This window comes from Paenibacillus sp. MY03, from assembly GCF_002165585.1.
GTDB classification, from domain to species: domain Bacteria; phylum Bacillota; class Bacilli; order Paenibacillales; family Paenibacillaceae; genus Pristimantibacillus; species Pristimantibacillus agaridevorans.
Genome location: NZ_MXQD01000028.1, coordinates 122,829 through 144,440, shown reverse-complemented (window position 1 = coordinate 144,440; position 21,612 = coordinate 122,829). Strand labels below are relative to the sequence as shown.

Here is a 21,612-nt window from a genome sequence, read left to right as displayed (position 1 = left end):
TCAGCCCGTCAGCCCCTGCTGATGCAGCCGGCGGTAGATGCCGCCGCGTTCCATCAGCTCGTCATGCGTGCCGCTCTCGGCGATGCCTTGCTCGGCCACGACGAAGATGCGGTCAGCGTTGCGGACGGTGCCCAGCCTGTGGGCAATGACCAGCGTGGTGCGTCCCTTGGACAGCTCGGCCAGAGCTTGCTGGATGGAAGCTTCCGTCTCCGTATCAAGCGCCGACGTTGCTTCGTCCAGGATCAGGATCGGCGGATTTTTCAGGAAGATGCGGGCAATGGACAGCCGCTGCTTCTGTCCGCCGGACAGCTTGACGCCGCGTTCGCCGATCAGCGTATCGAGTCCTTCCGGCATGGAGTCAATCATCTCCGCGAGTTGGGCGCGCTCCGCAGCCTGCCGGATCTCCTGCTCGCTTGCGCCGAGCCGGCCATACTCGATATTTTCGCGGATCGTTCCGTCGAACAGGAATACATCCTGCTGCACAATGCCGATCTGCTCGCGCAGGCTGCGCAGCGGCATATCGCGAATGTCCAGGCCATCGATCATAATTTGTCCTCCCGCAATGTCGTAAAAGCGGGGCAGCAGACTGCAAAGCGTGGATTTGCCGCCGCCCGACGGCCCGACCAGCGCGATGGTTTCGCCGGCGCGAATGTCCATGCTCAGATTGCTGACGATCGACTTGTCCGACTCATAACCGAAGCTTACGTTCCGATACACGATATCGCCGCGGAGTTGGCCGATGCTGCGTGCATTGGGCTTCTCCTTTACGTCGGGCTCGGTATGAATCAATTCCTCGTAGCGGCGGAAGCCCGCGAGCCCCTTGGGTATCGTCTCGATCAGGGAATTGATCGTGCGGATCGGTCCCAGGAAGACGTTGGAGAGCAGGATGAACGCCATGAAGTCGCCATTGCTCATTTTTCCTTCAATGACGAACCAGGCTCCGCAGACGATGACGAACAGGGAAACGAACTTCAGCATGACGAAGCTGATAGAGGAATGCCAGGCCATAACCTTGTACGTGATCAATTTGGTCAAGCGGAACTGATTGTTGTTCTGGCTGAACTTCTCGATCTCGAACGGCTCGTTGGCGAAAGCCTGCACGACCCGCATGCCGCTGACGTTATTTTCGACTCGCGCGTTATAGTCGGCGATGTCGCTGAACATTTTTTTGAAGGCCGCGTTCATCTTGCGGGAGAAATGCAGCGATACCCAGATCATAAGCGGCACGATGACAAACGTTAGGAGAGCCAGCTGCCAGTTGATGCCGAGCATGATGCCCAGAGCGCCGAGCAGCGTCATGACGGCGATGAACAGATCCTCGGGAGCATGGTGGGCGACTTCGCCCATATCCATGACATCGTTGGTCATGCGGGAGACGAGATGTCCGGTTTTGTTGTTGTCGAAGAAACGGAACGACAGCTTCTGCACCCGCTTGAACAGATTGCGGCGCATGTCCGTCTCGATATTGATGCCGAGCTTGTGTCCATGATAGGTGACGACAAAATGAAATACGGAGCTCAGTAAATAGATCCCGAGCAAAATAAGTCCGGCCCACAGAATCGACATCCAGTTGCCCTTGGGAAGCAAGTCGTCGATGATGATATTGATAGCCATCGGGAATGTCAGATCCAGCAGAGCGGCCATGATGGCGCTGCCGAAAGCAAGGGTGAAAAGCCACTTGTAGGGCTTGTAATACGAGAAAAAACGACGTAAAGTCTGCACGCGCTTATCTTCCTTCCTTCTAAAGGTAGTTCAAAAAAATAAATGATTCAAAGCTATATTAGGTTGTTGTCATCGAGGAAGTCAATCGCTGACGAAAGGCTCCTGGACAAGTGGAAAAGAGAAGCGAAAGCCCGGAACATCCGCATTTTATTAGATGTATAGCTGTTAATGATAATCAAAATCAGTTAAAATCAGCATAGAACTATATCACTTTGGCACATTGTGTGGAGGCAGAAGGTATGGGGAAGTCAATCGGAAAAGCGAATGCGAGGATAGACGCGGGAAGTTCGAAGGCGAGAAGGACAAGCTTTATTCAAGACGAAAAAGGGATGTTTGTCGACGGTCTTGAATCAATGGCCCGGCAATTCGGGATGCAAAGGCGCCGCTTTGGAAACGGCTGGTGTTACGACATGCCGAAGAGCCGGGGAGAAGGCTGGGTCATCCAGATGAGCCCGGAGCCGGGTTTGTTTTGCGTCAGCGCATGGTTCAAGGTGGCATCAAAACTTTCATATACGTTCGATACGGATAAACCTTGCATGTGGTTGTTCAGCGTCAGCAAAGGACGAATAACGATATCCGGACAAGGCAGGAGCGACCGGGAGCTGAAGCCGATGAATCAGGTCGTTGCGAGCCCGGGAACACCGATTACGATCCATTATTCTGATGAGGAACTTATATGCTTCGACGCGATGATCGTGTTCGAAGAATATATCCACGGCAGACTGCTTGCGGGCGGCGGCCCGGAGACCGCTTTTAAACCAGGCGAAGCCCGGCTATGGACGGAGCCTCAGATCAATACGCCGGATGTGCTGCTCGCGATGGATGAGCTGAAATGGTCGATACGGAAGGCTGTAACGCCGCTGCCTTATTACTATTTTAAATGCGGGGAAATTCTGATGCTGATCAAGCGCAATCAGGAACAACCGGAGCTGATCGACAAGAGGCGCGCCGACCATGTGACATGGGACAATAAGCAGCGCATCTTCAAGGTTAAAGATGCAATCGACCGAAACATGTTGGAGCCGCCCGACTTATCTCGTCTGGCTGCGCTTGCGGCGATGAGCGAGAGCAAGCTGCGGCGTTCGTTCAAGCTGGTTTACGGCGTGACGATCGCCGCTTATGTCCGCGAGGGCAAGATGCAGCAAGCGATGCGGATGCTGGCCAAGGATGAGATGAGCATCCGGGATATCGCGAGAGCCTGCGGGTACGAATGCGCCGGACGCTTCTCCGCCGTATTCCGCAAGATACATCATATTACGCCGAGCCAATACCGCAAATCATTTGATCTATGATCGGACTGGGAGAACAAGTCATGACCATACGACATAGGGGAGGGAGCAGCGATGTTGAAAACAGCAAGGAACGGGGGCGTGCCGCTGGAGCGGCTTCGGGTGCGGTTGATCGATGTTGAACTGTTTGCCGGGGCGGAAGGAGAAAGGATGGAGCGGCAATTAACGCTGCTTCCCGCGCTCATCGTGCCGATTCGCGGCGAGGGCGAGCTGGAACTGGATGCCGGATCGCTGAGATTGGTACGAGACCGCGCTTACCCGGTGCGTCCGGACAGCACATTCGGCCTGCTGTCGGATCGGGGCGGCGAGCTGGCAGCGGCCATTTTGCACTTCGAGGCGACAATCGAACCCGGTAAGGAGCAACTGCCCCTCGCGGCTCTGCCGGCTGCGCATCTGATCGAAATGTTGTTCGAAGGCAAGGATGAGCTGAACGTTCCCGTGAAAGGGAGGCTCGCCCACTTATGCCGCTCCATTTATGAGAATTGGCGAAGCGAAGACGGTCTTAAGAGATGGCGGGCGGAGCTTGATATGAACGAGCTGATCTATTCGCTGCTGTCGGCGGAGAGGGTTGGCAGCAAGGCGTCGACCGAGTCCGCTCTAGAGAGGTCGAGGGCTTTCATGGAGGAACGGTTCCATGAAGACTTATCAATTGAGCGTCTGGCTTCCATTGCGAAGCTGAGTCCGAAATATTATGTGGATGCGTTCAAAAAGACGTACGGCGTCAGCGCGATCGACACCTTGACGAACATTCGAATGAACCGCGCGAAAAAACTGATGCTCCATTCCGGGCTGCGAATGAAGGAGGTGGCTCATCAGGTCGGCTTTGCCGACGAGTTTTACTTCAGCCGCAAGTTCAAGAAGTTCGCCGGCATGTCACCCACGGCTTATATGAAGTCTCGCAGCAAGAGAATCGTCGTATACGGCTCCTCCTCGATCATCGGCTATATGCTGGCTCTCGGCATTATTCCGTATGCGGCCCCGTTGCATCCGAAGTGGACGAAGCTGTACATCGAGCGTTACGGGGCGGATATTCCGGTTCATCTGGACGCCTTCCGCCAGAATCATCGCCGCATGGCCAATATCGAGCAGCTCGCCTTCACAAAGCCGGAGCTGATCGTATGCGCCAACGAAACGGAGGACTGGGAGCGGCAGCGGCTTGCGAAGATTGCGCCTGTGTTCTTGCTGCCTTCCGAGGAGACGGGCTGGGAGTCCGTTTTGCTTGCGTTAGCCGCCAGGCTGGACGCCGAGGCCGAGGCACGGCAGTGGATTCTCGACTACGAGCGAAAGGCGGAGGAGCGCTGCAGCCTCGTTCGCGCCGGAACGCAAGGAGCAGGGCGCAACGTTCTGCAAATCCGCCTGGTCAAAGACCGGATGTACCTGGATTGCAGCTCGACGTTTCACGATGTGATGGTAAAAGGCTTGGGCTTCATATCGCTGCATCCGTATATGCCTTCGGATCACGGTCGTCCGATTACGCTGGAGGAGCTCGGCAGGCTGGACGCCGATTGGGCGTTCATGCTGATCCGCAAGGAATCCGAGACGCTTGAACGGTGGAGAACGCTGCGCGAATCGTCGGATTGGCAGGCGCTCCCCGTAGTGAGGGACAACCGGCTCAGACTGCTGCCCTCCGATCCATGGCGGGAATATTCGCCGATTGCAATCGAGCGGTGTCTGGAGATGGCGTTTGCTATGATAGTTGAGTAATCTGGATTATTTCCATGTTCGATCTGGATATAATCCATGGTCGAAACAGCATCCATATCCTATAATCGCTAATGATAATCAATATCAATTAGAGAAACAGGAGAGGTGCTGGCAATGAGGTTGAAAAATGGTATGGCGGGTCTTATGCTGCTGCTTGCGTTGTCGCTTGCGATAACGGCTTGCGGGGGAGGAAATAACGGAGGCAACGAACCGGCGGGGAGCCCGACGGTAACGGCGACGGCCGAGAGCGGCGGAGAAGCGACGGCGCAGCCTACGGAGGAAGCGGATACAGGCACGCAGGTCATTAAATATTTGGACCAGGAATATGAAATTCCGGCGAACGTGGAACGAATCGTAATCACGGGCGCCGTAGAAGCAATGGAAGACTCCATCGTGCTCGACGTGAAGCCGGTTGGCGCGATTTCGTTCGGCGGCGAATTCCCGGCGATGTTCCAGTCGATTACGACGAACGCGGTATCGGTGGGAGAGAAGACGGAGCCGAACTTCGAGCAAATCCTGTCTCTGAAGCCGGATGTCATCTTGGGCTCCACGAAGTTCCCTGCCGAAGTAACGGAGAAGCTGGCGACAATCGCGCCTACGATTCTGTATTCGCATATCTCGACGAACTGGGAAGCAAATCTGAAGCTGCTGGGCCAACTGAGCGGCAAGGAAGCGCAGGCGGAAGAAGAAGTAGCGAAATACAAGGCCGATCTCGAAGCGGCGAAGTCGCAGCTTGGCGACAAGCTAAAGGACCAGAAGGTCGCGGTCGTTCGTATTCGCCAAGGCGGCAAAATGTTCATCTACCCTACGAACGTATATTTTAACCCGATCCTATACGAGGAGCTGGGACTGACGGCTCCGGATGCGGTCGCCGCGGCGAAAGCGCAGGAAGAGATCACGACCGAGCAGCTTGCCGCGATCAATCCAGACTTTCTGTTCCTGCAGTTCGAGCCGACGGAGAACGCGGACGCGCCTAAAGCTCTGGAAGATTTGCAGAACAATCCAATCGCCAAGACGACGGCAGCGTTCAAGAGCGGCAACGTGTTCATCAACATCGTCGATCCGCTCGCGCAAGGCGGCACGGCTTATAGCAAGATCGAATTCCTGAAGGCGGCCGTAGCCAAGCTTGCTCCATAACCGAATCCGATAAGGCGTGTGAATATGCGACACAACAACGTACTGCCGGCAGTCATCCTCGTGATGGCGCCGGCAGCAGCCCTGCTATTGATCATTTTGTCCATTCTGTACGGCTCCAAGAATATTACGGCTCTTACGGTATGGCAGGCCGTCGCCCACTTCGACCCGGATAATGTCGATCACCAGATCATCCGCCATGCCCGGCTTCCCCGCGCGGTCGGGGCGCTGGTCATCGGCGCGGCGCTTGCCGTGTCCGGGGCGCTTATGCAGGGAATGACGCGCAACTACCTCGCTTCGCCATCGATCATGGGCGTCTCCGACGGCTCGGTGCTGCTGGTGACGTTCGCGATGATTTTTCTGCCCTATTCGGGTTCGACGGGGCTCATTATCGTCTCGGTGATCGGCTCTGCGCTCGGTGCGGGGCTGGTGTTCGGCTTGGCCTGGCTTATTCCGGGTGGCCTGTCGCCGGTCAAACTAGCCATTCTCGGCACGATCGTCGGCACCTTCCTGAGCGGCGTATCGGCTGCTGCCGCGAGTTACTTTCAGTATTCGCAGAGCGTCAGCTTCTGGTACAACGCCAGGCTCCATCAAATAGACCCCGAACTGCTAAAGATCGTGATTCCGTTCGTGGCGGCCGGGCTTCTGCTGGCGCTTTGTCTGGCGAAGTCTGTGACGGTGTTGTCGCTCGGCGAGGATATAGCCTCCGGTCTTGGACAACGAACGGCGCTGACGAGAGGGCTCGTCATTCTCGCCGTCGTGGTGCTCACCGGAGCTGCCGTTGCGCTTGCGGGCAAAATCGCCTTCATCGGCCTGATCGTCCCGCATTTGGCGCGATTCCTCGTCGGAGTCGATTATCGGCGCATCATCCCGTTATCCGCCGCGATGGGCGCCCTGTTCCTCGGGCTGTGCGATCTGATCTCGCGTTTCCTGAACGCGCCATTCGAGACGCCGATCGGCGTCGTGACAGCGCTGTTTGGCGTTCCTTTCTTTCTCTACCTGATCAAGACGAGAGGAGGGGGCAAACATGCGTAAAGGCGCGTCCGTTCGGACGGGGGCGGCGTTCGGCGGGACGACGTTTGTTATTCTTGCGGCGATTTATTTAAGCGTAACAAACGGCATGTTCGACATGTCCGTGCTCGATGTGGCCAAGACGCTGCTGCGCATTGACCCCGTCCGTGAACATGACCTTGTCGTGTTCGAGTTCCGTCTGCCCCGGATCGTGTTGGCCATGCTGGTCGGTGCCGCGCTCGGCATGGCGGGAAACGTTATTCAAGGCGTCACGCGGAACGGGCTTGCCGATCCCGGCATTCTTGGCATTAACGCCGGAGCGGGAATGACGGTCGTTCTCTTCATGTTTCTGACTCAAGGAGCGATAGCGGCATCCGGCTGGCTGGGCGTCATGCTCAAGCCGATGTTCGGTCTCGTGGGAGGTTTGCTCGCAACCTCTTTGATCTACCTGTTCGCGAGGCATAATGGCAGCCTGGATCCGCAACGCCTTATTTTGGTGGGAATAGCGATTGCTTCGGGATTCGGGGCAGTTACGATATATGTTTCGCTTAAGATGAATCCGAACGACTTCGAGATGGCCGCGGTGTGGCTCGCAGGGAGTATCTATAGCGCCAACTGGAAGTTCGTCGTCACGATGCTGCCGTGGCTGCTCGCGATGCCGATCTTGTTGTGGAGACGGTCGCGGGTGCTGGACCTATTTCAACTAGGCGAACCGACGGCTGGAGGACTCGGAGTGAACGTGGAGAGGGAGAAAAATATGTTGCTCGCTTGCAGCATCGCGCTCGTCAGCGCCTCCGTTGCCGTGTCGGGAAGCATCGGCTTCGTAGGGCTGATCGCTCCGCATTTGGCTCGAAGGCTTGTAGGAGAGCGCCATAGCGCAACGTTGCCGCTCAGCGGACTGATCGGGACGGCGATGGTCGTCGTCGGCGATTTCATCGGCAAGACGGTGTTCGCTCCGGCGGAACTCGCGGTCGGCATCGTGATATCGATTATCGGCGTTCCCTATTTTGTGTTTTTGCTCATCCGGGCAAGACGATGAAGGCGAGCAAGCGAATGGCCACGGTACTCATTTACCCCGTCCGAGCGGCAGGCGGGCGAAAACGGGAGTGTGCATACATTGAATTGGTTTAGGAATATGGAGGCGAACGGACGCCGGCTTACCATCCTTCTACCTCCGTCCTATGAGACGGACGCGGGACGCGAGCGGCGATATCCGGTCGCTTACGTGCAAGATGGGGGCGATCTGTTCCAGCTCGTCGCAAATCAGCTGCAGCATTTGACTAGGCAAGGAAAGCTGCAAGAGGTGCTTTATGTCGGCGTACATACGCCGAACCGCAACGATGAATATACGCCGTGGCCGGCATCGCCTCTGCTGTCGACGTACCCTGCTTTCGGCGGCGGAGCGCGCGCCTATCTGGACGAGCTCGCGGACAGCGTGAAGCCATTTGTCGACGATTTGTTCCGGACGAAACCGGAGCGGGAGCATACGGCGTTGATCGGGGGATCCTTCGGCAGCCTGGTTTCGCTGTTCGGCGGTTTGTGGCGACCGGATACATTTGGCCTGCTCGGTCTGCTGTCGGCGTCCTTCTGGTACGAAGGCGTTATGCCGCACCTGCGGAACAACGACGCGCCTCGCGGCGACTTGCGAATCTATATGTCGGTCGGGGACGCGGAGGGCATTTACAAGACGAATATTCAGCGCCATATGGTGGAAGCGACGTTGGAGGCACGCAAGCTATGGCAGGAGAAGGGGTTCCCCGACGACCGTCTGCTCTTCCGGTTGGAGGAGGGTGGCACGCATGACGCGCTCTGCATGGCGGGCAATCTGCCGCGGGCGCTGCAGTGGCTGTTCGGTCCGCCGGAGGAGGCGGCTGGGGCCGTGGAGTCGAGCGAGTTTGAGCAAATAGGTGAGAAAAGCTTAATCGGAGCTTGCGCGAACACGGAAACGAGACTTTCGGCGGGACAATCCGCTGCTGGAGCAATCGCGACGTTAGCGCCGTTCGTATCCCGCCAGGCAGGCGGCTATGTCGTTCCGCGCACCGAGCAGCGAGAGATTCAATCGCGCCGTAATGGGAGGAAGTACCGTATTTTCATCTCGGTACCAGCAGCTGATCCCCCGTCGGAGGGGTTCCCGGTGCTATACACGCTGGACGCGAACGCGTCGTTCGCTTCCATCGCGGAAGCGGTGCGGCTGCAGATGCGCGGACCGCAGGGAATCAGCCCGCCCCTCGTGGTCGGCATCGGCTATGACGCCGAAGGACCGATCGTGTCCGAGGATCGGTTCCTGGACTACACCGATCCGGCTGAGCCGTCTGAGCTGCCGACGCGACCGGATGGCTCCGATTGGCCGCTTACCGGCGGCGCGGCGGTATTTTCCGATTTTATCGAAGAGGAACTGAAGCCGGCGATCGAAGCGTTGTACCCAGTCGACCGCACGAGGCAAACGCTGTTTGGCCACTCTCTTGGCGGGTATTACGTACTGCGGACGCTTGCAGAGAAGCCGAACAGCTTCCAAACCTATATCGCGGGCAGTCCATCTATCTGGTGGAAAAATCACTCGTTGCTGGAACGGTTGCCGGAGCTCGAACGAAGGTTGTTATCCGGCGAGGTCGCCGCAGCGCTCTTGATCGGCGTCGGCGGCAGGGAGAAGGCGGGGATGGCGGAGGATGCGGAGAGGTTATACCAGCGGCTGCTGCCGCTTGCGGGAGAGGGGCGACTGCGACTCTCGTTCCGCAAGTTCGAGGAGGAGGGCCATGTGTCGGTCATCCATCCGCTTATAAGCGAGATGCTCAGGTTCATATGAACCTGGGCTTTTTGTAGGTATCACTATTCCGATAATCAATGGCATCAATCGGATGAATCGATTAAGCAGATTCGCTACGTGAGACTTAGAGAAGTCCGGATTGTATTATTGTGAGAGTATCTTACACTAATATAGTCCGGACTTTATTACGAATTTCTACCGCTTTAGCATTTTCTACAGCCCTTAAAACCTTGATGCTACAGGGTTTTAGCATGAATTTAACAACTCGGCGGGGTTAAACTGTCGACGAATGAAAACGCTTTGTTTACGGTAGAAGAAAGCCCAATATAGAATGTGGTTGACCGAAGGGACCCGGTACCGGTCGCCAAACGGTCGTCCAATATCAAATAGATGAAAATGGGGAGGACAAGAAATGAAAAGAAGGTTAAGTGCCATTCTCGCTTGCGTATTTCTGTTATCCGCGCTGGCTGCATGCGCAGGGAACAACAACGGCGCGGGGAATAAAAACAACGGCAGCGCAACTGTTACGCAATCGCCGTCCGCAGCGCCATCCGATTCCGGCGCTGGCGCGGAGCAGCCGAATACGTACGGCGATACCGGCGGATTGACGCTTCCATTGGTGGATAAACCAACAACCATTACTTGGATGCTCAGTGGAGAGTCGGATCCTAACGGCAAGCTGGTCGCTCAGGAAATCGAAAAAAGAACAGGCATTAAAGTTAATTTTCAGGCATTCTCCAACTCTACGTATCAGGACAAGTTGAGAGTAACCGTAGCTTCGGGCAAGCTGCCGGATATTTTCCACGGATTGAAGCCTGCAGAGTTAAAGCAGATTGGCGGGCAGAAAGCCGTTGTTGCCATTAACGATTATCTCGACATTCTCCCCAACTTCAACCGGATGTACGTAGAGGAGAACCCTTGGGTGATCAAATCCTACGGAGACGAGAACGGCAAGATGTATGCTTGGCCGATCTACAATATGAATCGGGACGTCAACCACGGGCTGATGGCGCGAATGGATATTTTGAAAGAATTAGGTCTTGAAATGTGGAAGGATACGGACGGATTCTATGAGGTATTGAAGGCGATGAAAGCCGCGTACCCGGATTCCTATCCGTTCGCATCCAAAACGAAGGAGCTGATCTTTAAGGATCTGGCTTACGGATGGGGGATAGCGGGAGACAGCTATCCTGCCTACTTTGACGAAGCGGCGAAGGTCTGGAAGTTTGCTTCGATTCAACCGGAGCACAAGGAACTGCTTGATTTTATTAAAAAACTGTACAATGAAGGATTGATCGACCCCGAGTTTCTGACGGATACCCCCGACTCGTGGACGGCGAAGATGACAACGGATAAATCGTTCGTAACTTGGGATTGGATTGGACGGCTCGACTTGTTCTATAACCAGATCAAAGACGTCAATCCGGACTTTGATCTGCGTTATGCCAACCCGATCGGGCCAACCGGAAACATTCGCACCTTGCCGAAAATCGACGCCTCGTGGGGCATAACGGTGGCCAATAACGCCAATAAGGAAGCGGCGCTCAAGCTTCTGGATTATTTGAGCAGCCCGTCCGGCGCGGAATTGGTCACCATAGGCGCGGAGGGAGTCAACTTTACATGGGATGAGAGCGGCAAAGCTACGTATCCAGAGCTCTCCGATTTGCCGACGGTGGATATCAATGTGTTGAACGATCGTTACGGCATGTGGATGGAAGGCATGTACCTGGCTCCCGACAGACGAAGCGTCTATTACAATTTCACGGAGAAAGAGCAGGAAGCCCAGGATATGATGCTGTCGGACAACAAGTTCGAGCCGCTTGATCCCGTTCTTAATTTTACGGATCAAGAAAACGCAAGACTTGCGGAAATACAGACTTCGCTCGAAAAGGCGGCTGCCGAATTTAATTCCAAGTATGTTCTGAACAAGGCCTACGGCAACAGCGAATGGGAAGCCTGGGTGCAGAATGCGGCCAAGATTGGCGTGACGGAATATATCGGCATCTATAATGCAGCTCAAGAACGGTTCGACAGCTCCAAATGATTTGTCGGGCAGCGGCGAATGCAAGGCCGCGAACAGCACGGTACGGTGATCGGATGCTTAGGTGTCCGATCGCCGCTCAACATCGATAGGAGTGATCATGTATGGCGGGATCAAATACGACGGCTTTGCGGAAAGGCGGCATGCGTGTATTTCGGTCCTATTGGTCCGATCTCCGCAAGCGGATAAAGCGGGACCGGCAACTGCTGATTCTATTAATTCCATGTCTCGTTTTCTATTTGATATTTCGTTACGGACCGCTTTCCGGATTGGCCATAGCCTTTATGGATTACAGCGTGTTTACCGGCATTTTTGACAGTCCGTGGGTGGGGCTGAAGCATTTCTCTAAACTTTTTGGCAGCGACGACTTCTTTCTTCTGTTCAGAAATACGTTAACGCTTGGTTTTTTTAATCTGATTGCGTCATTCCCGTTCCCGATCCTTCTTGCGTTGCTGCTCAACGAAGTGCGAGTCGCCCGGTTCAAAAAATCGATACAGACATTCAGTTATCTGCCTGCCTTTCTTTCGGTTGTTATTATCAGCAGCATGATCATTGACTTTCTGTCGCCGACAAACGGCATCGTCAATCGGCTGTTGTCATCGTTCGGCCTGGAAAGCCATTACTTCCTGGTCGATCCAAGTTGGTTCAGGCCTGTGTATATTACATCGGAAATATGGACCAACACCGGCTACGACGCCATTATCTATCTGGCTGCCGTAGCGGGAATTAATCCAACCTTGTATGAGGCGGCGAGAGTGGACGGCGCCGGCAGGTTCCGCAGCATATGGAATGTAACGCTTCCCGGCATTCTGCCGACGGTCATTATCATGTTTATCCTGAAGACGGGATCGATGATTCGTATCGGTTACGAGAAGGTATTGCTGCTCTACAATCCGATGACTTACGAGGTGGCGGATGTATTTTCCACTTTCGTATATCGCAAAGGATTGCTGGAGTCCAATTACAGTTATGCGGCGGCGGTAGGTCTGTTCGAAGCGCTGGTTGCCATGGTTATGCTGCTGGGAGCCAATTATATCAGCAAGCGGCTGGGAGGGAGCGGATTATGGTAGGCCAGGCTAGGTTTACGTTTTTTGGCGTTATCAATGCGATTATGCTGGTTGGCGTAGCTATTGCGACCCTGTACCCCGTTTTGTACATTGCCGCGGTATCGCTAAGCGATACGGCCAGCGTGTCGCAAGGGCAAGTATGGCTGCTGCCCATAGGTCTTAATTTCGAGGCGTATGCGGAAGTGCTTAAGGACGATAAAATTCCGCGAGCCTATTTAAACACGATATTTTATACCGCTTTCGGGACATTCGTCAATTTGCTCATGACAGCGATTGCCGCTTACCCGCTTGCGAACCGGGATCTGGTGTTCCGGAAATTCTGGATGTTGATGATTGTGCTCACCATGTTCCTGAGCCCGGGCATCATCCCGAATTACCTGATCGTGCAGCAGCTTGGGCTGATCGATTCGGTCTGGGCGCTCGTGCTGCCGAATGCGATCTGGACCTTCGAGTTGATTATTCTAAAGACGTTCTATGAGAATATGTCTTCCCAGATCCGCGAGGCGGCGTTGATCGACGGAGCCTCGGAGTTCCGCATTCTGTTCAATATCGTCATTCCGTTGTCAAAGCCGGCGATGGCGTCAATCGGCCTGTTTTACTTTATGGGGCACTGGAACAGCTTTTTCTTGCCCATGATTTATTTAAACGATCAGGCGTTGTATCCGTTGCAGGTTGTGCTGCGAGGCATGCTTATTTTTAACGAGGGTTCGACTGCCGGTCTGGTGGACAAAGCGGCTCTGGCGCCCCAGGCGATGAAAAATGCGACGATTGTACTCGCGATGATCCCGGTATTAATCGTGTATCCGTTCGCTCAAAAGTATTTCGCAAAAGGAGTGATGCTCGGCTCGGAGAAAGGTTAATGTGTTAAAATAATGGGACATCGTATCGATAGGGGCGTGCGCAATGAGACGTAGAATGACCAGCCTAGGGCTTATGCAAATATTTTTGGCTTTGATGTTGGTTATCGTCCTTATGTTCGTCTCGACTTATATGGTGTACCGCAATTCGATATCGGGCATCTACGAAGAAGTATCCGACAAAAACTCAATGATGATGCAATCGACGGTGCAGGCCTTCGACAACAGCTTCAGGGTGGTCAACAACTTGATCCACACCATCCACATAATGCCCGGAACGGACAGCCTGCGCTCGATGATCGATGACAGCACGGATATGTCCATTGCCTACACGATGATCGAGCATATCGCCAATTTGTCGGCTCCTTACGACTTTATCGAAGAGGTGGCCGTGTTCTATGACGATTCGGATATTGTCATTACCACCAAGGGCACGAACCGCTTCGACTATTTCTTCGATAAAAAATATTTGCATGAGACCTACAACGCCGATTACTGGCGAAATTATATGCGGAGCAAAAAAACGTACAAGGTTTTTCCGGCATCGCCGTTTACTGTCAATACCGGCGAGAACTCGAATCAGCACAAAAATAAAAAGCTGCTGGTTGTTACCGGAGGCAACAAGCTGCGTTCATCCGGTAAAAATGTTCTGGTGTTGATCGATCTGGAAGCATTGCTCAAACATGTCAACCAGGGTCCGATTTTTTCCGGCGGCTCCATGATGATTCTGGACCAGAATCGCGACATGCTGATGAGCACCGACGACAACTGGAATTTGGTGGATGCGCTGAGCGACGCTTATTTCGGCAATGCCGGCGAAGTGACGGTCAAACGCCAGGATTACGAATACCGGATTCTGAAGTCGGACTATAACGACTTTATCTACATGGAGCGGTTGCCCTACCAGTTCGCCAATGTGGATGCCGTTGCTGGAGCCAATTTAAAAATTATGTTGACCGCAGGTGTATGCGCTATCATTCTGTCTTTGCTGCTCAGTGTCTATTTGAACAATCCCGTCAAAAGAATTTTAAAGCAATTGGGCGGAGGCAACAGCAAGGGCAACGATTTCCGCAAAATATTAAGCGGTATTGTCAGGCTGCAATCGGAGAATGAAGACAATCGGAGGCAAAAGGCGTATGCCGATGAGGAGCTGCGAAGATCAACGTTCCTTCAGACGCTGGACGGATTGCCGCACGAAACCGAGCAAGATATCCGAATGCAGACCTACTATGCCGATTTCTACCGCCACAAGCACTTCATCATGGCGCTTGTGCAGGTTGGCCGGCTTGCAAACGAATCGGCGGAGAATTGGACGATAGAGGACATGGAGCGACGGATGGAGCAGGGTCTCGGCCGGGACGGTTTGGCAGCCAACGCGTTTCACGCCGGACAACTGCAATTTATCGTTATGCTTGGCGTCGAACGGCTGCAGGAGCGCAGCGGTCTGATCAAACAACTGAGAACATCCTTGACCCGGCTGCAGAAGGAGGAGTTTTCCGGATTTTCATTGTGGGCTTGCGTTAGCGCTCTCTATACCTCCAATGTGTCGAACTGCCGCCGGGCCTATTTGTCCGTGCAAGGCGGAAGTCTGTACCGTGCCGTCAACGATGGCAGTTCGGTGATGGATGTGGCGGAAATCCAGTACAAACGGTTGGCTTATTACCCGATCGAGAAGATGGAGAAGCTATCCCATTATTTGATGATCGGCAAGCTGCAGGAAGCGACGCAATTGATTCGGGAGACGATCAGGGAAAATGCCGAGCGGCGCATTCATTATCATCAAATGATCCATCTGGCGAACAGCATGTTCTTCTACATGGTCGGGCACACGGAAGGTTCGGCGAGGACCGGTCAGGAGCTGTACGAACTGGAGCGGCACTTTATGCAACGGCTGGAGCAAGCGCCTGACTATGCCGAAATGGAGAACGCGCTGCTCGATGCCGCGAGACAATTGGCGGGGCATGCCAAGCAAGAGGAGAACGGACGCAAGCTGAACCCGTCCTTTATTGCCCAATATATTGAATTGCATTATATGCGGAATTTATATCTGGATGAAATTGCCGCGGTGGCGGGGACGACTCCGAAATATTTTTCGAACTACTTCAAGAAAACGTTCGGCGTCAATTATGTCGAATATCTCAACAAAATCAGACTGACCCATGCGAGAGAGCTGCTCAAGGATTCGCAGCTGTCGATTGCCGAAATCGGGGAGAGAATCGGCTATCTGAACTCGTCGACTTTTACGACGACCTTTAAAAAATATTATGGCACCTCGCCAAGCGAATACAGAAAACTGTCTAACGAATAACAGCGCCCGTATATCGGGCGGCACAAAGGAGGGGGCGGAATTTGAAAGCGATAGCTGCGCTACGGAGCGGCGTTGCCGTCGTCGACATCGAGAAGCCAAAGCTGCTGCCGGGACATGTGGGCGTGCGGACCGAATATTCCGCGATTAGTCCGGGCACCGAGCTTGGGATGATTCGCGGCAGCTTGGACGATCCGCGCATATTGGGATACAGCGCGGTCGGAATTGTAGAGCAAGTGGGAGAAGGCGCACATGGCTTTCGCGAAGGACAGCGGGTCGCCTGTTACGGCGCCCCGTATACATGTCATGCGCAATGGCTGTCGGTACCGGCCAATCTGGCGGCGGTGGTGCCGGAGCATGTGGATGCCCGGGAAGCCGCGTATGCAGGATTGGGAGCGATAGCGATCCATGCGCTGCGAACCGCGCGGTTGGCTTTTGGCGAATCGGTCATTGTTGTCGGACTTGGCATCCTCGGCAATTTGATTGCTCAGATTGCTCATGCCGCAGCGTACAGGACGATCGCCCTGGATGTGGATGCCGGACGGGCAGATATGCTGCGAAAATACGGGTTATCCCAGGTATATGATAACCGCGAAAAGCTGGTGGGCGAGCTTGAGGAAGCGACGGGAGGCGGCGTCGGCGCCGATGCCGTATTGCTGTGTGCCGGCGGATCGGGCTCGGGGTTGATTGACGCCTCGCTGAGTTGGCTGCGCGATCGCGGGAAAATTGTGGTGGTAGGAGACTTGTACACGGAGTTCAACCGGGGTTTGATGTTCGCCAAGGAAGCGCAGGTGCTCATATCGCGTGCTGGAGGGCCGGGACGTTACGACGAACGGTACGAGCGGGACAATGTCGATTATCCCGTCGGATATGTGCGTTGGACCGAAGGCCGGAATACGTCGGAATATATTCGTCTGCTGGCTGAGCGGCGCATATCGGTCCAAGCCATGATTACGCATGAGTACGCGCTTGACGATTGCGAACGGGCATACGGAAATTATTCCGACGCCGTAGGAGCGATCGGTACTTTGTTCAGGCACGGAGATTGAATTAATGAATAGAAGAAGGAGGCAGGAATATATGTTGGGCATTCGGTATAAGAAATCATTCCTATATTTGCTTTGCGCAAGTTTAATTTTGGCATGTTTGTCCGTTGCAGCGCCGGAAGCAAATGCGGCGCCCCCCATTCAATTGCTGACCAATCCGGGTTTCGAAGAAGCGGTCGCACCTGATGGGACAATTCCCGGATGGAGGAAAGGCAATGCTGCGCAGCCCACGAATCAATTTATTATTACGAATGAAAAGAAGTACTCGGAAACGTACAGCTTTCGAATGATTGACAGCAGCGCTTCGTTATGGGCTTCTTTGGAAACCGACTATACAGCGGTTACTGAAGGCGACGAGCTGGAGTTGTCGGCGCAGGTGTTAAGCGCAGGGGTGAACCGGGTTCAAATTTTTATGCGTTTTTGGGACAGCGGCTATAGCCAGGTCGGTTCGTCGGTTGTTCTGACGAGCGATCCGGCGGGTCCCGATTGGAAAGCGTATACAGCCACAGGTGTTGTGCCCGCCGGTGCTGCATATGTAACAATTCGCCTCGACTCTGGAGGGGGATCGATTACCGATGCTTATTTTGACGATATTGAGTTGAACAAAGCAGCCCCTCCTGATCCTGATCCCGATCTCGATCCAGATAATCTGCTGACGAACCCAGGCTTTGAAGCGGCCTTGCTGCCTGATGGGACGATACCCGGCTGGAGAAAGCTGAATGCGACGGAACCGTCCAATCAATATACGGTGACGAGCGATCGCAGCTATGCAGGCATTAAAAGCCTAAGATTGACAGATAGCAACAACAGCGTTTGGCTGGCAATGGAATCTAGTTTTATTCCCATGTCTTCGGGTGAATCGCTGGAAACGTCGGCCATGGTCTATAACACGGGAGACCGAATACAAATATACCTTCGTTTTTTTGACAGCGGGTACAATTTGTTGACGCAAACCTGGGTTACGAGCAATCCGGCCAACAATAATACTTGGAGCCAGTATTCTACAACCGGAACGGCCCCCGAACATACCGCGTATGTAACGATTCGTCTTGACTCGTCCTCGGCAGCGGTGACCGATGCCTACTATGACAAGCTCAGTCTGCGTAAAGTGCAGCTGCCGACGATAACGGATCTGGGATCTCAAGTCAATAATGTAGGAATCAATGCGGCGGCATACGGCGCCGGGCCAAACGGCGAACCCTGGATCTATACGATCAACAGCACGTCGCCGGCTTATTTTGTGGTGATGAACGCCTTGACGGGAGAGACCGTGACCTCGATTGAAATACCAGGGACGGGAGGTTCCTGGGGGCTGACGCCTGCTCCGGACGGCAGCGTCTACATCGGCACCTATTCCAGCAGTTCCTTCTATCGCTGGGTTCCTGGAAGCACGACGCTTATCAATCTGGGCAGACCGATCGCGTCCGAGAACTTTTTATGGCGATTGACGGCGGACGAGGACGGTTATATCTATGGCGGCACTTATCCGAACGGCAAAGTGTTTCGTTACGACCCGGCCACGAACACTGTCCGCGATTATGGACGCATGGGCGACAGTATTGAGTATACCCGTTCGATTGCCGTTCTGAACGATAAAATATACGCGGGCACCGGATCGATCAAGTCGCAAATTTTCGAAGTGGACAAAAATACGGGCGACAAGCGGGAAATCGTGCTTCCCCCGGAATATCATGGCGAAAGCATGGTTTACGATATCGTGGCGACCAATGATCTTCTGCTGGCCAGACTGACGAATTATGATGTTCTGCTTGTTTACAGCTTAAGATCGGAGCAATGGACGGATGTGATTCCAACTATTCGCGGGATCGATGTGTCGATGGCGTCGGATGACGGGACAATCTATCTATTCAAGTCGGACGGCAAGCTGTATGCCTATGATTACGATCATGAGGACGATCAAGGCACATTGACGGCGACAACGGCTTCGCATACGTTCGGTCCTCGAAGCTTCGGCTGGCTGGAGCTGAACGATATCGCGTATCCCGGCGAAAGTCTCGTGACGATCGACGTGGCGGGGCGCATTTTCATCTACAATCCGACTACGGGCGACAGCGGGGTCGTATACGGCCAAATTCAAGGCTCTCCGTCGCGCATTAACATCGTGCATACAGGGCCTGACGGTCGCATCTACACCGGCGGTTATCAAACGGGCGGCATGAGCTATTACGACCCGGTTGCCGATGAGAGTCATCAATTCCCGCGAGGCACGATCAATCAAATCGAAGGAATGACCAATGCGTTCGGCAATATCTATATTGGCGTATATCCGGGCGCAAATATATTCGAGTTTGATCCTTCTGAGCCCTATAATTACGGGGTCAACCCGAGGCTGCTGTTCACTTTGAAGGACGACGGCCAGGATCGCCCCTTTGCGCTGGCGGAAGCAGGCGACCGTGTTGCCGTCGGTACAGTTGCTAACTACGGTATGCTTGAAGGGGCGCTCACGCTCTACGATCCTCTGACGGGAGAGCATACGGTCCACAAAAATCTGATTCACAATCAAAGCATCACTTCGCTCCAATACAAGGACGGGCTGCTGTACGGCTCGACAACGGTATGGGGCGGCCTCGGCATCGAAGCGAGCGAGCCGGATGCGAAGCTCTTTATTTACGATATGGCGTCGGATGAGCTGGTATGGGCGGAGACGCCGATTGCCGGGGAAAGAGTCATTTCCGCCATATCCTTCGACCACGAGGGATATTTGTGGGGCGTAACGCTGAACAAGCTGTTCAAATTCGATCCCGATACAAGAGAGGTGCTGCTGACGAAAGAGATTGTAGCTTGCAACTGGTGCACGGGCGATTCGCCGTCATGGCATGCCAACAAAATCGAAATCGGCTCGTCGGGCTTGTTGCTGTTGAATGTCCTGAATCAAGTGTACACCGTGGACCCGCATACGCTGGAACAAAAACTTCTGGCATCGGACGTTTACCATATCGGCGAGGATCGGAGCGGCAGTCTTTATTATTCCAATATAACGAATTTGTTTAAATATGATGATGTGCAAGCTCCTCCGTATGTGGTGAAGACGTCGCCGCAAGATGAGGATACCGCGGCTCCGCGGCATCAAGCAATTGTTGTGCAGTTGAACAAGCCAGTTGAGGCCGGAGCGGCATGGAATAATATTGTACTGACGAGCGGTGAGGCTTCCGTTGCGGCGAACATCTCGATCGACGGCAGCCGCTTACGCATTGAACCTGCGGCAGCTCTGAATGCCGGAAGCGAATATTCGCTGGCTATTCCCGCTGCGGCTGTGCGTGATGGGCAAGGCAACCCGTTGGAGGCGCCGTATTCGTTCTCCTTCACGACCAGGGAAGCTGATGCGCAAAGCCCGACATGGCCGATCGACAGCGTGCTTGAGGCAACAGATATTCGGGATACCCGAGTGAAGCTGAGTTGGCCGGACGCCGAGGACAATTATGAGGTTGTGCAATATCGGATCTATGCCGATGAAGTCTTGAAAGGAACCGTGAAAGGATCGGTTACGGCATACACGGTAACGGGGCTGGAGGAGGAAACAGCCTATAACTTCCAGGTGATTGCGATGGACGAGGCGGGCAACGCAAGCCAGGCGCTGACGCGATCGGCAACGACGGGACCAGGGCCGGATCTGAGATCCGACAATGCCAGACTTCAAAGCTTACGGGTGCTCGTACAGGGCAGCGAGCTTGCCCTATCTCCGGCGTTCGCGCCGGATAAGCTCGACTATTCGGTCTCCACCGAATCGACGCATATCGAGATTGTTGCCGCAACTGAAGATGAGGCTGCGAGTGCAAGTATAAACGGGCAGCCTGTCGAAGGGGGGATAACGGCAAATCTGCTCGCTGGCGACAATAAATACGAACTGGTCGTTACGGCGGAAAACGGAGAGAATCTCAAGTATACGCTTGTCATTCGCCGAGTGATCCCGGATTCGGGCAATCCGTCGGGGCCGTATATCCCTGCGACGCCGGACGAGCCTTCCGAACCGGAAGAGCAAGGCGAGCCGGAAGACAATTCGGAATCCGAAGGGGGAACGGTAAGCTTTACGGATTTAGCGGGACATTGGGCTGCGGCAGCCGTTAAACAAGCGGTGGGGCTGGGAATTGCCAAAGGATATAAGGACGGCACCTTCCGTCCCGATCGAGAGACGACTCGCGCCGAATTTACCGCACTGTTGGTTCGGGCATTGGGACTGCAGCTAAGCGGGAAAGACATACCGTACAAGGATGTGCCGGACAGTGCTTGGTATGCGCCGGAACTGGCCGCCGCATTCGAAGCAGGACTGGTTCTAGGCTTGGACGAGAACCGCTTTGATCCGCAGAGTGAAATCAGCCGTGAGCAGATGGCAGTCATGTTGTTCAGAGCCTTTGTGCGATTGACAGGCCAAACGTCCGACGCAAGCGGAGCGCTTGATCGATTTATCGATGCCGACCGCATCGCAACATGGGCTCAAGATGACATTAATCAAGTGTTGGCGATTGGTTTGATGCAAGGGAAAGGCAATGGGGTGTTCGATCCCAAAGCGCATACAAGCCGTGCCGAAGCGATTCAAGCTATTTTGAATTTATTGGAAAACTTATGACTTAATTGTTGGGCCAATAGTATTCTCTCTTCACGTGACGCTTGATTGAAATCCAAAATAATTTACCATAATATCAACGACTTGTTA

General features: G+C 54.2%; 13 protein-coding genes. 12 read left to right on the top strand and 1 reads right to left on the bottom strand.

Annotation, left to right across the window (positions count from 1 at the left end; genetic code table 11):
* Entirely contained in the window at positions 1-1,722 is a 1,722-nt protein-coding gene (locus B1748_RS21000; protein ID WP_087569896.1) for an ABC transporter ATP-binding protein, read from the bottom strand.
* A 239-nt stretch (positions 1,723-1,961) separates the two neighbouring features.
* Here B1748_RS21000 and B1748_RS20995 point away from each other — a divergent pair, with 239 nt between their 5' ends.
* From B1748_RS20995 to B1748_RS20940, 12 genes are all read left to right on the top strand, one after another.
* Positions 1,962-3,014, top strand: a complete 1,053-nt coding sequence (locus B1748_RS20995; RefSeq protein ID WP_087569895.1) for a helix-turn-helix transcriptional regulator — start codon at positions 1,962-1,964, stop codon at positions 3,012-3,014.
* A gap of 51 nt (positions 3,015-3,065) precedes the next feature.
* Positions 3,066-4,715 carry an AraC family transcriptional regulator gene (locus tag B1748_RS20990; protein WP_087569894.1) on the top strand — a complete coding sequence of 550 codons (1,650 nt, stop codon included), beginning with the start codon at positions 3,066-3,068 and terminating at the stop codon, positions 4,713-4,715.
* Between the two features lie 114 nt (positions 4,716-4,829).
* Positions 4,830-5,852 carry an ABC transporter substrate-binding protein gene (locus B1748_RS20985; protein WP_256975803.1) on the top strand — a complete coding sequence of 341 codons (1,023 nt, stop codon included), beginning with the start codon at positions 4,830-4,832 and terminating at the stop codon, positions 5,850-5,852.
* Positions 5,853-5,876: 24 nt separating this feature from the next.
* Positions 5,877-6,884, top strand: coding sequence for a FecCD family ABC transporter permease (locus B1748_RS20980; protein ID WP_087569893.1), 1,008 nt, complete (start codon positions 5,877-5,879; stop codon positions 6,882-6,884).
* Entirely contained in the window at positions 6,877-7,899 is a 1,023-nt protein-coding gene (locus B1748_RS20975) for a FecCD family ABC transporter permease (protein ID WP_087569892.1), read from the top strand. The genes B1748_RS20980 and B1748_RS20975 overlap by 8 nt, the downstream gene beginning before the upstream one ends.
* 69 nt (positions 7,900-7,968) lie before the next feature.
* Positions 7,969-9,663 (top strand): alpha/beta hydrolase, encoded by a 1,695-nt coding sequence (locus B1748_RS37615; protein ID WP_373271291.1) that lies wholly within the window; start codon positions 7,969-7,971, stop codon positions 9,661-9,663.
* Positions 9,664-10,036: 373 nt separating this feature from the next.
* Complete coding sequence (locus tag B1748_RS20965; protein ID WP_087569891.1) at positions 10,037-11,668, top strand: extracellular solute-binding protein; 1,632 nt, start codon at positions 10,037-10,039, stop codon at positions 11,666-11,668.
* Positions 11,669-11,808: 140 nt separating this feature from the next.
* Positions 11,809-12,735, top strand: coding sequence for an ABC transporter permease (locus tag B1748_RS20960; RefSeq protein WP_256975807.1), 927 nt, complete (start codon positions 11,809-11,811; stop codon positions 12,733-12,735).
* A complete protein-coding gene (locus tag B1748_RS20955; protein ID WP_087569889.1) occupies positions 12,729-13,592 on the top strand; it encodes a carbohydrate ABC transporter permease in 864 nt (287 codons plus the stop codon). Before B1748_RS20960 ends, B1748_RS20955 begins: the two co-directional genes overlap by 7 nt.
* Before the next feature lie 43 nt (positions 13,593-13,635).
* Positions 13,636-15,897 (top strand): helix-turn-helix domain-containing protein, encoded by a 2,262-nt coding sequence (locus tag B1748_RS20950; RefSeq protein WP_087569888.1) that lies wholly within the window; start codon positions 13,636-13,638, stop codon positions 15,895-15,897.
* A 41-nt stretch (positions 15,898-15,938) separates the two neighbouring features.
* Positions 15,939-16,943: a zinc-dependent alcohol dehydrogenase gene (locus B1748_RS20945; protein WP_087569887.1), complete on the top strand. Its 1,005-nt coding sequence runs from the start codon at positions 15,939-15,941 to the stop codon at positions 16,941-16,943.
* Between the two features lie 4 nt (positions 16,944-16,947).
* Complete coding sequence (locus B1748_RS20940; protein WP_087569886.1) at positions 16,948-21,525, top strand: S-layer homology domain-containing protein; 4,578 nt, start codon at positions 16,948-16,950, stop codon at positions 21,523-21,525.
* Positions 21,526-21,612: the final 87 nt, after the last annotated feature.